Genomic DNA, 14926 nt, shown 5'->3' on the forward strand with positions numbered 1-14926 from the left:
CGTTTCATCAGGGGTGGCGGTAGCCCTCCCGGTGGTCGATCTGGCGGACGAGCTCCTGGGCGAGGGACTTGATGGTGTCCAGGCCCGCACGGCCCCAGGGGCGCGGCACGGTGTCGACGGCGCAGACGGTGCCCAGCGCGATGCCCGTACGGTCGATGAGCGGGGCACCGAGGTAGGAGCGGACGCCTATGTCGTCGACGACCGGATTGCCGGCGAACCGCGGGTAGTCGCAGACGTCGTCCAGGACGAGCGCCTTGCGCCGGACGACGACATGCGGGCAGTAGCCGTGGTCGCGGGCCATGTGGCGGGCGCCGCGGTGGCCGCCCGCCGCGACGGCCCCGATGTCCTGACCGCCCCGATTGCCCGTCGGCGTGTGCAGCCCCGCGAAGAACTGCCGGTTCTCGTCGATGAAGTTGACCATCGAGAAGGGTGACGCGGTCACTTCGGCCACCTTGTCGGCGAAGGCGTCGAAGCTGTCGAACGAGGCGTCGGGGCGTTCACCGAGATCCAGCCTCCGCAGCCGCTCCGCGCGGGCCGGGCCGTCCCGGTCGGCGGGGGTCAGCAGCATCCGGCCGGTGGCGAAGGACGTCACTGGTGGGCTCCGAAGGCCTGGAGCGGGGCGGGCGCCGAGGTCGCGTTGATCAGATGCTGTACGAGGGTGACCAGCGCCCCCGTACCGGAGCTGGCGATCCGCGCGTCGCACAGGACGACCGGCACCGCGGGTCCAAGGTCGAGCGCGGCCCGGATCTCGTCGGGCTCATAGCGGTAAGCGCCGTCGAACTCGTTGACCGCCACGATGAATCCGATGCCGCGCCGCTCGAAGAAGTCCACGGCGGCGAAGCACTCCGCGAGCCGCCGGGTGTCGGCGAGCACCACGGCGCCGAGCGCGCCGTTGGAGAGCTCGTCCCACATGAACCAGAAGCGCTCCTGGCCCGGCGTCCCGAACAGGTACAGGACGTGCTGTTCGGAGAGGGTGATGCGGCCGAAGTCCATGGCGACGGTGGTGGCCGTCTTGGACTCGACGCCGTCCAGGTTGTCGGTGCCCACGCTGGACTGGGTGAGCAGCTCCTCGGTGGACAGCGGGGCGATCTCGCTGACCGCGCCGACGAAGGTCGTCTTGCCGACGCCGAATCCGCCCGCGACCAGGACCTTGAGGGCCACGGGGAAGAACTCGGTGGTTCCGGTGCGGTCAGAGCTGTCGTCGTAAACCATCGAGCACTGCCTCCAGCAGGGATCGGTCGGTGGGTGTGTCATGGAATGCGGGGGCGTGCGCGGTGACCGCTCCGCAGCCGACCAGGTCGGAGAGGAGGACCTTGGTGACGACCGCGGGCAGCCGGAGGTGTGCGGCGATCTCGGCGACGGACATGGGGCCCTCGCACAGTCCGAGGGCCATGGTGTGTTCGGGGCCGAGGGGGATGTCGGGTTCGATGCCCGTGGCCATGACCAGGGAGAGCAGATCGAATCCGGTGGACGGCCGGGTGCGGCCGTTGCTGACGGTGTACGGGCGGATCAGCCGGCCGGCCGCGTCGTCGAGCAGGGGCCCGTCCTGCGGGGCCGGCATCCTCACAGCCCCGGGGTGAACGGTGCCCCGGCCGGCTGCCGCAGCGGGGTCATCAGATAGGGGCGGACGCTCTTGACCAGCATCGCCATCTCGTAGCCGAGCACCGCCGCGTCCGCCTCGCGTCCGGCGAGGACGGCGAGACAGGTGCCGGACCCGGCGGTGGAGACGAACAGGAGCGTGGAGTCGAGTTCGACGACCACCTGCCGGACGTCGCCGTTGTCCCCGAAGCGGGCGCCGGCGCTGCGGCCCAGGGAGTACAGCCCGGCGGCCAGGGCGGCCATGTGGTCGGCGCTGTCGGGGTCCATGCCGTGGACGGATTTCACCAGTCCGTCGGCCGAGAGCAGCACCGCGCTGCGCGTGTAGGGCACGCGTTGGACCAGTCCGCTCAGCAGCCAGTCCAGGTCCGAGACCTGACCGGCCTGCATGTCGCTCGGCATCGTGTCTACTCCTTGAAAGTCGTGTCTTTACGGGGTTCCGGCACGGCGTGGCCCGGCAGGAAGGTCTCGTGCCCGGCCTGCGGGCGGCCGAGGGGCGTGGGCGCTTGGGGCGCTCCGCGTACGGATTCGGTGGCTCCGCGTACGGGGAGGGGGGCGAGGGCCTCCAGGGGCGCGTCGAGCGCGGTCGGCGCACCGGTGGCATCGCCGTATCCGCCGCCGGTCCCCTCCTCCTGCGCCGTCTGGGCCGTCTGGGCCTCGGCGAGGTCGACGCCGCGCCGGAAAGCGGCCATCAGGCCCGGGTCGTGCAGGGCGTGCTCGTCCTCGACGCGGGGCACGGGCGCCTCGCGCAGCTGCGGGACGAGGTGTTCCTGGTTGGCCCGCTTGGGGAGTTCGGGGCGGGCGGCGGGCGGCGCGGGCCGGTCGACCCGCTCGGGGACGAAGGCGGCCGGGGCGGGGCGGTCGGCGTGCTCCGGTGCGAAGGCGGCCGGCGCGGGCCGGTCGGGGGCGGACGCGGCCGGTGCGGGCCGGTCGACCCGCTCGGCGCGCAGCGGGAGGGGCGGGGCCTCGCCCCGGGGCCCCGGCGTGCGGCTCTCCGGTGCGGCGTGGGCGTGCGAGCCCGGCGCCTGGGCGTCGCGCGGGTGACCGGAGGGCGCCTGGCCGACGGGCGTTCGGCCGGGAGGCGCCTGGCCGGGGAGTGCCTGCCCAGGCGGTGCGGGGACGGCCTGCGGCTGGGCGGCCCGCACCTGCGGCGGTGCGGCCGGGGCCGTGCGTCCGTCGTCGGCGGGCGGCCGGTGCACGGCTCCGGGCGGCGGCACGGGGGCGGCGCCGGGAGCTGTCGCGGCGTCCGGGTCGGCCCCGAGGAGGGTCTGCGGCAGGACGAGGACCGCCTGCGTGCCGCCGTAGATGTTGCTCTGGAGACGGACCGCGATGCCGTGGCGACGGGCCAGGGCCGAGACGACGAACAGGCCGATCCGGCCGTCCTGGAGCAGATGGGCGACGTTGACCTGGTCGGGGTCGGAGAGCAGGGCGTTCATCCGGTTCTGCTCGTGGTCCGGCATCCCGAGGCCGCGGTCCTCCACCTCCAGCGCGAGTCCGGCAGTGACGCGCTGGACGCGCAGCAGGACCTGGGTGTGCGGGGCGGAGAACACCGTGGCGTTCTCGACCAGTTCGGCCAGCAGGTGGATCACGTCGGCGACGGCGTGGCCGCGCAGGGTGCCCTCCATCGGCGGGACCAGCTTGACCCGGGGGTACTGCTCCACCTCGGCGATGGCCGAGCGCAGCACCTCGGTCATGGTGACCGGGTTGCTCCACTGGCGCCGGGAGACGGCCCCGCCGAGGACGGCGAGGTTCTCCGCGTGGCGGCGGATCCGGGTGGCCAGGTGGTCGACGTGGAAGAGGCCCTTGAGCAGGTCGGGGTCCTCGACCTCGTGCTCCAGCTCGTCGAGGATCTGGATCTCGCGGTGGACCAGGGACTGGAGCCGCCGGGCGAGGTTGACGAAGACCTCGACCTTCTGTTCGTTGCCGGTGGAGCTGAAGAGCTGCGAGGCCTGGACGACGGCGGTGACCGCGGCGTCCTGGGCCCGCCCCATCTCCTGGGCGAGCAGGTCGAAGGCGTCGCCGTCGGGGGCGGGCGGCGGCGAGGGGCGCCTGGGGCCGACGGGCTCCCCGGCCCGGAGCTGCTCCACCACCCGCTGGAGCTCGGCCTGGCCCTGGGCGCTGGCGCGGCGGAGCGTCAGCGCCCGGTCGAGCACGGCACCGGCCACGCGGTGGGCACCGAGGTAGGCGGCCGCGACGGCGGCGACGGCCAGGGCGGCCGATCCGCCGAGTGCGGCCCAGAGGCCCGGGGACGGGTCGACACCACCGTCCCGGACGGTGAAGATGACGGCTGCCGCGCCGCTGAGCAGGGCGGCGATGGTGGGGAGCAGCGCGGTACGCAGCAACTGGGGCCGTATGCGCCCCTCAGGGACGGGCTGGGTGGCGCGCGGCCTGCTTGTGGCCGAGTGGGCGCGTGCGCCGGGGCGGCCGTGCCGCCCGCCCTCGCGGCGGTCCGGTCGCGCGGCGGGTGCGCGAAGTTGAGACATCAGCGTCCTCGGTACGGGGGCACCAGGAATCGGCGTTCCTGTCGCCCCTGTCGGCGTTCCTGCGGTGGCACCTGCGGTGGGTCGGTCCAGCTCGGGTCAGCGGTCGGGCCGGCCCTTGGGTCCAGGAGCCCGCCGTTGATCACCGAGCACACACGGTAGTCGCCACCGACCTGTGTGCGACGAGCAGTTGTGGAACTTGCCCGCCATCCGTCCCGCTCTGGTATGACCTCTCGCACGGGCGCCCGATTACGCCGCAATGACAGCGGCACGGCCCGCCCCGGACCCCCGGACGGGACCACCTTGAGGATGAACACACCGGGGCGGCTACCATATGAGCGCCGCCTAGCTCGAAAGATAAACACGTGACTGTCAATGACGACTCGTTCACCAACTGGATGCACCGCGAGGAGATCGCGGAGTCGATGATCCCGATCATCGGGAAGCTGCACCGTGAGCAGGACGTGAACGTCCTGCTGCACAGCCGCTCCCTGGTGAACAAGTCGGTGGTCAGCATCCTCAAGACCCACCGCTTCGCCCGGCAGATCGCCGGTGAGGAACTCTCGGTCACCGAGACGATGCCGTTCCTGCGGGCGCTGACGACACTCGACCTCGGCCCCTCCCAGATCGACATAGGCATGCTGGCCGCGACGTTCCGGGCCGACGACCGCGGTCTGAGCGTGGAGGAGTTCACCGCCGAGGCCGTCGCCGGGGCGACCGGGGCCAACAAGATCGAACGCCGCGACTCGCGCGATGTCGTCCTCTACGGCTTCGGCCGTATCGGCCGCCTCATCGCCCGCCTCCTCATCGAGAAGGCCGGTTCCGGCAACGGACTGCGGCTGCGCGCCATCGTCGTACGCAAGGGCTCCGGCCAGGACATCGTCAAGCGCGCCTCACTGCTGCGGCGCGACTCGATCCACGGCCAGTTCTCCGGGACGATCACCGTCGACGAGGCGAACAGCAAGATCATCGCCAACGGCAACGAGATCAAGGTGATCTACTCGGACGACCCGACGGCGGTGGACTACACCGAGTACGGGATCAAGGACGCCATCCTGATCGACAACACCGGCAGGTGGCGCGACCGCGAGGGACTCTCGAACCACCTGCGCCCCGGCATCGCCAAGGTCGTCCTGACCGCGCCGGGCAAGGGCGACGTCCCCAACATCGTCCACGGGGTCAACCACGACACGATCAAGGACGACGAGCAGATCCTGTCCTGCGCGTCCTGCACCACCAACGCGATCGTCCCGCCGCTCAAGGCGATGGCGGACGAGTACGGCGTCCTGCGCGGCCACGTGGAGACCGTCCACTCGTACACCAACGACCAGAACCTGCTGGACAACTACCACAGCTCCGACCGGCGGGGCCGCTCGGCGGCGCTCAACATGGTCATCACCGAGACCGGCGCCGCCTCCGCCGTGGCCAAGGCCCTGCCTGATCTGGACGCGCCGATCACCGGCAGCTCCATCCGCGTCCCGGTGCCGGACGTCTCGATCGCGATCCTGAGCCTGCGCCTGGGCCGGGAGACCGACCGCGAGGAGGTCCTCGACTACCTCCGCAACGTCTCGCTGGCCTCGCCGCTCAAGCGCCAGATCGACTTCATCAGCGCCCCCGACGCGGTCTCCAGCGACTTCATCGGCTCGCGCCACGCCTCGATCGTCGACGCGGGCGCCACCAAGGTCGACGGCGACAACGCGATCCTCTACCTCTGGTACGACAACGAGTTCGGCTACTCGTGCCAGGTCATCCGGGTCGTCCAGCACGTCTCCGGCGTGGAGTACCCGACGTACCCGGCCCCGGCGGCCTGATCTCCGCTTCGGGGGAGGGCCCGGACGCTTGGGCCCTCCCCCAGTGGTCACCGCTCTCCGGCCATGTCCCGGTCCCGCCGGGCGACCGGCCGGAAAGCGGCGACGATGTTCTTCGACAGCGTCGGCGGCCTGCGCCGTCCGTTCAGGTATGCGGGGGCCGATGGATGGTGGCCGTACCGGTGTGCCGTTCCAGTGCGGTCCGCAGGCCGTACATCTGCGAACGGGCCTCCGGCGTCAGCCCGTGACCTTCGGCCAGACGTGCGGTGAGCTGACGGGCGGCCGCGGAGGCGTCGGCGTCGGCGTCGGCCGGGGTGAACGGGCCGGGCAGCCAGTGGACGAGTGCGTTTCGTGCGATGAGAGGCAGTCTCGGGTCCTCGTCCGGGAGGGCATCCAGCACGGGCGCCCAGTTCCCCGACACGGCCAGCGCGGTCAACCGGGCAACCCGCACACTGGGATGGGCGCCGGACGTGTCGAGCTCACTCACCGCCTGGTACGCGCGAACGGCGTCCACGGACCCGGCACCCGCCAGGGCTGCGAGGTATCCCGTCGCCACGAGCAGCTCCGCGAAGGGCGAAACCTCGCGTACCCCGAACGCTCCCAGCGAGACCGGCACGGCCGTGCCGGCTCCGTCCCGCTGCGTGATCGCCTCACACAGCACGGGCAGGGCGTCCACCAGGCCGAGAACCACCGCCGCCCGAGCGAGACGCGGCAGGGCGTCCGGTCCGGAGCTCCGCAGCCGTCGCAGGACGGCGTCGGGGAACCGTGATCCCGCGCCATGGGCCTGGAAGTCCGGAACCGGTGCCGCCAGCAGGAGGAAGCCATGGTCGGCCAAGGCGTCGAGGACGGCGTCCTGGCTGTCGTCGCCACGGTCCGGGCCGGAGGAAGGAAGCAGCACCGAGGCACTGGCCAGGTAGGCCGAACAGCGGGTCAGCGTGGCGTTCCAGGCGCCCTGCAAGCGGGCCGGCAGGCCGGCGGCGGTGAAGATGCGATGGATCCGGCGCGCGAGCCGGGCTCCGGCCGGTCGGTCACGGGCGAACAGGGCGTCGACGAGTGCTGCGATGCCATCCAGGGAAGAAGCCGGAACGCACGCCTCCGCCGCTGTCAGGGCGAACTGCTCGGCCTGTGCGAGGAGCTCGGTGGGCAGCCACCGCACGGTGGCCGCGACGGGACCGGCACGTTCGGGCCCCCCGGGCCCGGCCGACGACTCCGGGCCGGACAGCAGGACGAAGGCGTCGGCAGCACGCGCGGGAGCGTCGTACAACAAGCGGTGCACCGCGGCGGCGAGGCACAGCGCGTCGGTCGCTGTCCGGAGTGCGGCGTAGGCGGTCTCGGGCTCCCCCCTCCTCCAGAGCGTGACCTCGGCGGGCGTCGCCCCGTCGGGCAGCGGCGCGCCGTGGACGTGCTCCTCCAGCAGTTCACCGGCCAGTTCCCCGAACCCGGGCGCGAAGCGCCGCTCCAGCAGCGCGCAGATCCGCTCAGGGCCGGGCAGCCGCTGTATGAGCTGTTCCCGCTCCGCGGCGAGTGCGCCGGCCTCACGGCTGGAGAGCGGAGCGTCCATGGCCCGTTCGACGTGCGACAGCCCCTCGCGTTCCACCGACAGCCGGATCTCCGACAGGGCCGCGGTCCGGGACGTGTCCAGGGCGTCCAAGGCGGCCAGCGCGGCCCGTACCAGGGGCCACGGCGCGCCCGGCCGCACGAGGTCGGCCGTGTGCAGCACCAGTCGGTTCAGGCCGAGTGTCCCGACGGCATCCAGGGCGGACAGCGTCAGCTGTCGCGGGCCGTCCGGTGTGATCAAAGGGGCCAGGCGGTGCGCCAGTTCCCCGGCCAGGCGACGGCTCTGCGCGGCATGATGTGTGGTGCGAGCCGCTGTGACCAGGGCACGCAGCGCCGCGGTCCGAGCGGTTTCCGGGCCGTCCGCGTCGGACAGCGCGGTGAGCAGGTGGCGGTAGGCCACCGGTGCGTCGAACGCGGCCAGAGAGTCGGCTGCCGCGATGTGCTCCAGCTCTCCGGCCTGCCGGTCGGCGAGGGCCGCCGCCTGACGGTGCAGGAAAGGCTCCACCAGCCTGCGGCAGGGATGGGCCGGGGCTCCCAGGAGTCTGGCGGTCTGCACCGGATCCGCCCCCGCCAATTCCTCCACAAGCCGTGGTAGCCACTTCTGGGACGATGGCGCCAGCGCGGAGAGCAACCGGAATGCTCCGTACCAGCGGTGACGCGGCGCCAGCCGCAGAAGCAGTGCCCTGTCCTGGGTCCTTGAGCTCAGCCATCGGTAGGCGAAGTAGTCGCGCTCCTCGACGCGGTGAAAGGCCCCTTCCGGCGTGAGCACTCCCGAATCGATCAGTAAGGCCTGCTGTTCCTCCGAAAGCTTCTCGTTGCCCCGGGGTTCCTCCTGCGGATCGGTGAGATGCGCGGCTCGCGCCTTCACGTGACGACGTACCGCGTAGGGCCAGGTTGTCCTGGTCTCGGTGAAGTAGGCGTCCAGCACCTCGTATTCGTTCACCGGCCGATGCCGCGCGGGGGCGCCGACGGGCCACCGGGCCAAGCGTGAGAGCAGCAGAGGCGAACAGCGTCCCTCGCGCAACAGCTCCGCCCAGGTGCCGGACAGCACCAGGTCGATGAGCTCGGCGGCGTGCTCCGGGCCCAGCCCGCGCTGCGCCGATCGGCGGGCGAGGTAGCGGGCCGCCTGTTCCGGCCGGGGGCCGAGGAGACGCACGGCGGTGCAGCCGTCGTGAGCGGCGGAAGGTTCCCGTCCGGGCGTCGCCGCTGTGACCGGGACTGCGGGCCGACGGCACCGGAACTGCCGCAGCGCGTCGGCCATGGCCTCGGCGCCCACTCCGCCCGGCAGGTCGGCCAGGAGGTGTACCGCACCCCCCGCGAGGAGTTGCCGCCCGTCGGCACCGGGTGCCACCGTCTCCAGCGCCGCGATCACCTGCTGCTCCAGCATCTGCCCGTCCCCGCACAGGCCGACCACATCCTCCGCCAGTCGCAGGGGCAACAGTCCCGGGACAGCCGTCTCCGCTCCTTCGGTGCTTGCCGGCCCGGTCTCCAGCAGGGCGGCGAGCCTCCTGCGCTCCACCTCGTCGAGCAGCGTCGTCCGGCCCGATCCGCTTCCTCCCAGCACCAGGGCGTCAGGCTCGGCCAGCACCCGGTCGACGGCGCCGGCTGCCTCGGACCAGGTCCGTCGAACACCTCGGGCCGCCGAAACGGCCACCTCGGCGGACAGGTCGATGAACGGGGTGCGCGTCCCCCGTTCCTCGTCCAGCTCCCGGCGTCGTCGGTGTGCCGCCGGACCGGCGACCGCACGGGCCACAGCGGTGCGAGCACGCCGCAGGACGTCCGCGAGAACGGTGTCCGACTCGCGCTCCGCCGGCAGTCCTTCGACCACTGCGGCCAGGAGACCCGCCGCCCGGGGATCCGGCTCGTCCGGGAGCAAGGGCAGCAGAGCCCGTGCGGCGGCGGCGAGTTCGGCGCCGTCCCACAGTCCGAGGCCAGGGCCTCCTGCCTCCAGTGCCTCCGTCGCGACACAGCCGGATGCCACCTGGGCACGCCAGCCCGCCGCCGTCTGCAGGTCGTCCGGCCACTTGAACGTACGGTGCGCGGCGAGCAGCAGGGCGACCTGGTACTCGCTCCACCACGGCCGGCCGGTGTCCTTGCCCGCGCAGATCTGCCGCACGCGCGCCCGCAGGGTGGCGAGCAGCCGGATCGCCGTGACGGCGCCCCGGCCTCGGTGGGCGACCAGACCGGCGAGCCGTTCGCCGAGTGCGCCGATGCCGTCCGGGCCGGACGGCAGCACGTCCGCCACCAGGTCGCCGAGCAGCAGCAGGCGTTGCACGGCCACGAGGTCGCCGAAGGAGAGCCCGTCAGCCAGGGGCCGGCGCAGCATGTTGATCTCCAGCCACGCCAGGTCGTCCAGGACCGGCATGTTTCGCCGGCCCCTGGCGTAGTCGATGAGAAAGGGCCGGTTGTCGCAGAACAGGACGTTGCGGTGATTGAGGTCGCCGTGGACCACGCCGACGAGGGTGGCGGCGGTGCGCTCACGGACGACATGGTCGAGCAGCGCGAAGGGGTCCCGGGCACATGTTCCGTCCACCCGGACGACCCCCGGGGTGCCACCAGACGGCCCCAGAGCGGCGGCGATGCGGCGCCGGACGCGATGCGGCCGGGTATCGGTCACCTTGCCGTGGATGTAACGCACCTCGTCCGGGTCCAGGGAGCGCAGCGTGGCCGTGTCGCCGCCGGGTTCGAACTCCACCACCACCGTCGCGTCGTCACGGTGTACGAGGAAGCCCTCGCCGGTGGTCCGCGTTCCGTCCACGGTGAGCGTGATGAGCTCCCCCGGAGACACATTCCGCTCCTCTCCGGGGGCTGCGAGACCCGTCCGCACCAGGTCCAGGGGCGCGCGCACATGGGCATCGAGGGTCTGCCTGTCCGGCTTGCCGTACACCGGCTGGCCCTTCGGGTCGACGCCGTCGACCACCACGTGCAGATCGGGGCCGAACGACGTCTTCGCCTTCATGCGGACGTCTTGGTCGCGCAGGGGGCGCGCGCCCCGGTACATGGCCTGGGAGGCGACGCTCAGCAGCCGGTCCAGCGATGCCTTGGCGCGCTCGACCTCGTCGGGTGCGGCTTCCGGGGCCATCGCCCGCTCGACCAGCCTTTCCAGGCTCACCACTTCCTGATCGTGCTCGCATCCGGCCCAGGTGACCACGTCGACGGAGACCACGGCCTCGTCAGGCTCGAACTCCCTGGCGGTGGCCGGGTCGTCAGCGCCCGGCGTAGCCGTACGGATGGGGACGAAGAGCGTGTTGGGGAGTTGGTGAAAGATCTCCCGAAAGGCGCGGAGTTCACTGTGCACCTCTTCGGCCGGAGCCAGCTTGGCCACATGCCGCGTTTGCATCCCGTCCGTCGTCACCCGCAGTCCGATGACCAGCGCCCCGCTCAGGCCGTCGCCGAACTGCCGCTCCACGGCGATGCGGTCGGGCGACCATGAGGAGAATCCCGGCACACCCCCGGCCGTCCGGACTCTGTGCAGCGCGGCCGAGATCCGCGCCTGGGCCTCCCCGTCGAACTCCTCGGCGAAGGTGATCAGCACTCTGCCCCCTGACCATGACTGCCGCAGCCGCGGCGCCCGGTACAGCCTAACCACGTCAACATCCAGGACACGGACGAACGTTACGGCGGCTACGATTCGGCTGTGCACACTGCGCGTGGCGGGGAGGCGACGTGACCGGGACGGACGCGGTGGACCAGGCCCCGATGGGCCCATTGACCTGGGCCGAAGTATGCGACGGGTTCCACGAGATCCGGATACGCGCGCACCGGCACTCCCTTCAGGACGACTGGCGGGCACTGGTGACCGAGCCCGGCATGCCCACCCCCGCCCTGCTGCGGAGGTGGCAGCGCCTGGTCGACGAGATCCAGCGCCTCGACGCGGGCCAGGACGACTGGACCGTACGGCACGGTGACGACGCCCTCGCGGAGGCGGACGAGGGCATGGACAGCACGTGGCTCGACAGCTGGGAGCCGGCGAGCACACGGTTCGGCTGCCCCGGTGACCTGTGCCGGCGGGTCCGGACCGAAGAGCTGATGCCGCCTCAGTGCCTGCTGCTGAACCGGGACATGAAGCCGGTACCGCCGGCCGCACAGGCCGTCCCGGACGGTGAGCGCTGAGCGCGGCGGTCGGCGGGCAGGAGTCCGCGGATCGAGATCCTGGGGCGGAACTCGGTGCGCTGCTGCGCGACTTCGAGGAGACGGGCGACACCACGCCGATCCTCGCCGACGCGGCCCTGCGATCGGCCGACGAAGCACTCGCCGAAGTCGACTGGACGCCGCGGAAAGAACCGGGTGTACCGGCCGAAACGCTGCGTACCGCGATACTCGTGGCACAGTTGCACAGGCACCGGGGCGGGCACGATCCCGGTCGGCGCACCGATGAGGTCCGCGCCGCCGCGGAGGTGATGCTGACCGCCTTGGCGCTCGGACCCGGCGGTCCCGATCCGCGGCTGCTCGACCGGTACCGGGCCGCCCACGGCGGCGTACCGGACGCTCACCTCCTTGCGCTCGCCCGGCACGCCGTGGGCATGCGCGTGCTGGAGCACGCGGAGCGCGTGAACAGCACCAGCGCCGTGCGCCGTGCCCTGGTTCTGCTGTGCGGCGCACTCTCGGCGGCCACACCGGACCATCCCCATCTGGGTACTTTCCACAGCAACCGCGGCTCCGCGTACTGGGCGTTGTTCGAGCGGACCGGTGAACGGAGCACGCTGGACGCCGCGGTCGCCGATTTCGCCCGCGCGGCGGGTGCGCCGGAGGGCGGTCTGCGCCCCGCCGCCGCACCGCACGGAGGCAAGGGCCGCGCGACTCTGCTGAGCAACCTGGGCGCTGCCCTGTCCGCGCGCTTCGAGGTATCGGGCGGCCCCACGGCCGACTTGGCGGCCGCGTTGCACGTCCAGCGCCAGGCGTTGCGGGCCACGGCGCGTGACGACCCGGATCGTGCGCTGTACCAGTCGAACCTGGGCTCATCGCTCGTCACCCGCTTCGAGCACATGGGCGACGTGGGCTCGCTGGCCGAGGCGATGAGCCTCCTGGCCGACAGCTTGCGCGTGCCCTCCCTGGACGGATCCGAACAGGCGTACCGGCGGAGCAACATGGCGCGGGCATTGTTACGTCACTTCGAGCGGACGGCGGACACGGACGCGCTGAGGGCCGCGCTCGACCATGTGACGCAAGCCGTGTCGGCGACCCCGCACGGCGACCCGGCCCGGGCGTCGCGGCTGGGCAGCCTCGCCGCCGTCTGCCTGCGCGTCTTCGACCGGACCAAGGACGACGCGGTCCTCGACAGCGCCGAGGACGCGCTCCACGAGGCGCTGAGCCACCCACACCGGCTACGGCGTGCGCATCTCGACCTGCTCGGTGTTCTGCACCAGAGGCGCTACGACGTCAAGGGCGGCCCGGAGCATGTCAGAGCGGCAGTCTCCGCGTACGAGGAGGCGCTCGCTCTGACCCCTGCCGGTCACCCCGGCCGGCCTGGTGCCCTGTCGAACCTGGGCAACGCGCTCATCGGCCGCTACCGCGCGGACCGGGCCGCGTCCGACCTCGACCGCGCGGTGGGTCTGCTCCGCGAAGCCGTACGCGCCCCTGCCGAGGACCCCGATCGCTGCCGCTACCTCACCAACCTCGGCGCAGCCCACGCGGAGCGCGCCGGGCTGACCACATCACGCTCGCGGGGCTCCGCCCCTGCCGGCCGGTCGTCCCAGGTCATGGGCTCTCCCACCGTCGACCGGCCGGCCGTCGCCCGGCATCCGGCATCCACCGGACGGGCCGTTCGGGAGCGAGAGCGCGCGCTCGCCGCGTACGCGGCGGCCGCAGGGGTGGCGACCGCACCGGCGCTGGGGCGGGCACGGGCCGCCTTGTACCGGGGGCGGCTCGCGGCCTCGGTCGATCCGCGGCGCTCGGACGCGCTCGACGGCTACCGGCACGCGGTCGGCCTGTTGGAGACGCTGGCCTGGTTCGGGCTGGCGCGGACGGACCAGGAGCAGCTGCTGCGCGAGTTCTCGGGGGTGGCGGCGGAAGCGGCCGCTTGTGCCATCGCGCAGGGCCGTCACGATTCGGCGCTGGAACTGCTGGAGCAGGGACGTGGGGTCCTGCTGGCTCAAGCGGTCGGCGGACGCGGCGGACCGGAACTGCTCGACCGCACCAGGCCCCTGCTGGCCCGCCGGCTGCGCCGGCTCCAGAGCGTCCTCGAAAGGCGTACGTTCGGCCGGCGCGACCCCGCGGAGCCCTCGGCCCCGGCACTCGCCGTGCAGATGGCCCGCACGTCGGCGGCCGCAGCCGATCGTGAGGCGCTGCTGAAGCTCGTTCGGCGCCTGCCGGGACTGGAGAGGTTCCTGCTGCCTCCGGACGCCGCCGAACTGCGCGGCGCCGCCGAGCACGGCCCGGTGGTCGTCGTCAACGTCAGCGGGCTGCGCTGCGACGCGCTCGTCGTCACCACCGGTGGCGTCCGCTGCATCCCGCTGCCCGGTCTGTCCCGGGACCGGCTGCACGAGGTCGCCCGCGCCCACCTGCGGCTCGTCGCGGCTCTGCGGCGACCGGGTACACCCCGGCAGCGCGCGGCCGCGGCCGAGAACCTGCGCGAGACTCTGGCCTGGCTGTGGGGCAACGTGGCCGAGCCCGTGCTCACCGGACTCGGACTGGACCACCGCGACGACGGCTGGCCCCGCCTGTGGTGGTGCCCCACCGGCCCTCTTGCCGTGCTGCCCCTGCACGCCGCCCAACGCTACGATCCGGCCCGCCTGTGCGACACCGGAGTCACCGACCGGGTGGTCTCCTCCTACACCCCTACCCTCCGCTCCCTGATCGCCTCCCGGGAGCGGCCCGCCTCGGCGGGGCCGACCGGTGATGCCGGAAGTGCCGAAGGCGCCCGGGACACCCGCTCCCTCCTCGCGGTCTGCGTACCGCGCGTCCCGGGCAGACCGCACCTCCGGCACGCCGCACGAGAGGTCCGGGCGGTCCACGGCGCCCGGCGCCCGGGGCCCGAGAGCCGGCTGGTGGTCCTCGCCGGACGCGGCGCCACCCGCTCCCGCGTCACGGCCGAACTCCACCGGCATCGCGGGCTGCTCTTCGTCGGCCACAGCTCCCAGGACCCGGGCGATCCCGGCCGCGCCGCCCTGTATACCCAGGACGGTCCCCTGACCATGCGGGAGATCGCGGCCCTACGACTGCGCAACGCCGATCTCGCCTACCTGTCGTCCTGCGAGAGCGCGCTGGGTGATCCGACCCTGCCCGACGAGGCCCTCTCCTTGGCCGGTGCGCTCCAGATCGCCGGATTCCGGCAGGTCGTGGCGAATCTGTGGTCCGTGCTCGACATGGGCGCCCCGGAGATCACGGGCGGCTTCTTCGCCCTCCGGCCGGCGATCTCGCCGACGGCCGCGCAAGGTGACGAGAGTCCGGCAACCGCTCTGCACGCCGTCCTGCGCTCCGCACGCCTGACGAACTCGCCCCTGATGTGGGCTGGTTACTGTCACACCGGCCGCTGACCCCCGCTCC

The 14926-nt window shown here is 72.6% G+C and carries 9 protein-coding genes; 3 read left to right on the top strand and 6 right to left on the bottom strand.

All coding sequences use genetic code 11. From position 1 onward, the window contains the following. Positions 1–7: 7 nt before the first annotated feature. Genes R2B67_RS03155 through R2B67_RS03175 form a run of 5 tightly spaced genes read right to left on the bottom strand, consistent with a single transcriptional unit; the run spans position 8 to position 4079 of the window. Positions 8–592 carry a GAF domain-containing protein gene (locus R2B67_RS03155; protein ID WP_317816339.1) on the bottom strand — a complete coding sequence of 195 codons (585 nt, stop codon included), beginning with the start codon at positions 590–592 and terminating at the stop codon, positions 8–10. Then, a complete protein-coding gene (locus tag R2B67_RS03160) occupies positions 589–1212 on the bottom strand; it encodes a GTP-binding protein (RefSeq protein ID WP_018513232.1) in 624 nt (207 codons plus the stop codon). Before R2B67_RS03160 ends, R2B67_RS03155 begins: the two co-directional genes overlap by 4 nt. Beyond that, complete coding sequence (locus tag R2B67_RS03165) at positions 1190–1561, bottom strand: DUF742 domain-containing protein (RefSeq protein ID WP_317816341.1); 372 nt, start codon at positions 1559–1561, stop codon at positions 1190–1192. The genes R2B67_RS03160 and R2B67_RS03165 overlap by 23 nt, the downstream gene beginning before the upstream one ends. Positions 1562–1563: 2 nt before the next feature. Further along, a complete protein-coding gene (locus tag R2B67_RS03170; RefSeq protein ID WP_018513234.1) occupies positions 1564–1998 on the bottom strand; it encodes a roadblock/LC7 domain-containing protein in 435 nt (144 codons plus the stop codon). 5 nt (positions 1999–2003) lie between these two features. Further along, on the bottom strand, positions 2004–4079 hold the full coding sequence (locus R2B67_RS03175; RefSeq protein WP_317816342.1) for an ATP-binding protein: 2076 nt from the start codon (positions 4077–4079) through the stop codon (positions 2004–2006). A 362-nt stretch (positions 4080–4441) separates the two neighbouring features. Here R2B67_RS03175 and R2B67_RS03180 point away from each other — a divergent pair, with 362 nt between their 5' ends. Continuing rightward, the gene (locus R2B67_RS03180) at positions 4442–5887 is read left to right on the top strand and encodes a glyceraldehyde-3-phosphate dehydrogenase (protein WP_018513236.1); all 1446 of its coding nucleotides are present in this window, start codon (positions 4442–4444) and stop codon (positions 5885–5887) included. Between the two features lie 142 nt (positions 5888–6029). Here the strand turns inward: R2B67_RS03180 and R2B67_RS03185 are convergent, their stop codons facing one another. Beyond that, positions 6030–10976, bottom strand: coding sequence for a hypothetical protein (locus R2B67_RS03185; protein ID WP_317816343.1), 4947 nt, complete (start codon positions 10974–10976; stop codon positions 6030–6032). A gap of 131 nt (positions 10977–11107) precedes the next feature. Here R2B67_RS03185 and R2B67_RS03190 point away from each other — a divergent pair, with 131 nt between their 5' ends. Next, positions 11108–11554, top strand: a complete 447-nt coding sequence (locus tag R2B67_RS03190) for a hypothetical protein (protein WP_317816344.1) — start codon at positions 11108–11110, stop codon at positions 11552–11554. Positions 11555–11763: 209 nt separating this feature from the next. Further along, positions 11764–14916 carry a CHAT domain-containing protein gene (locus R2B67_RS03195; RefSeq protein WP_317816345.1) on the top strand — a complete coding sequence of 1051 codons (3153 nt, stop codon included), beginning with the start codon at positions 11764–11766 and terminating at the stop codon, positions 14914–14916. The last annotated feature ends 10 nt before the right edge of the window (positions 14917–14926 follow it).

Origin of the sequence: Streptomyces cyaneofuscatus (genome assembly GCF_033109485.1) — a bacterium.
Classification (GTDB): domain Bacteria; phylum Actinomycetota; class Actinomycetes; order Streptomycetales; family Streptomycetaceae; genus Streptomyces; species Streptomyces cyaneofuscatus.

What these genes read in the sequence shown, in the direction of transcription:
- R2B67_RS03160 (WP_018513232.1), bottom strand. Translation starts at nt 1,212, where the DNA reads ATGGTTTACGACGACAGCTCTGACCGCACCGGAACCACCGAGTTCTTC.
- R2B67_RS03165 (WP_317816341.1), bottom strand. Translation starts at nt 1,561, where the DNA reads ATGCCGGCCCCGCAGGACGGGCCCCTGCTCGACGACGCGGCCGGCCGG.
- R2B67_RS03170 (WP_018513234.1), bottom strand. Translation starts at nt 1,998, where the DNA reads ATGCCGAGCGACATGCAGGCCGGTCAGGTCTCGGACCTGGACTGGCTG.
- R2B67_RS03175 (WP_317816342.1), bottom strand. Translation starts at nt 4,079, where the DNA reads ATGTCTCAACTTCGCGCACCCGCCGCGCGACCGGACCGCCGCGAGGGC.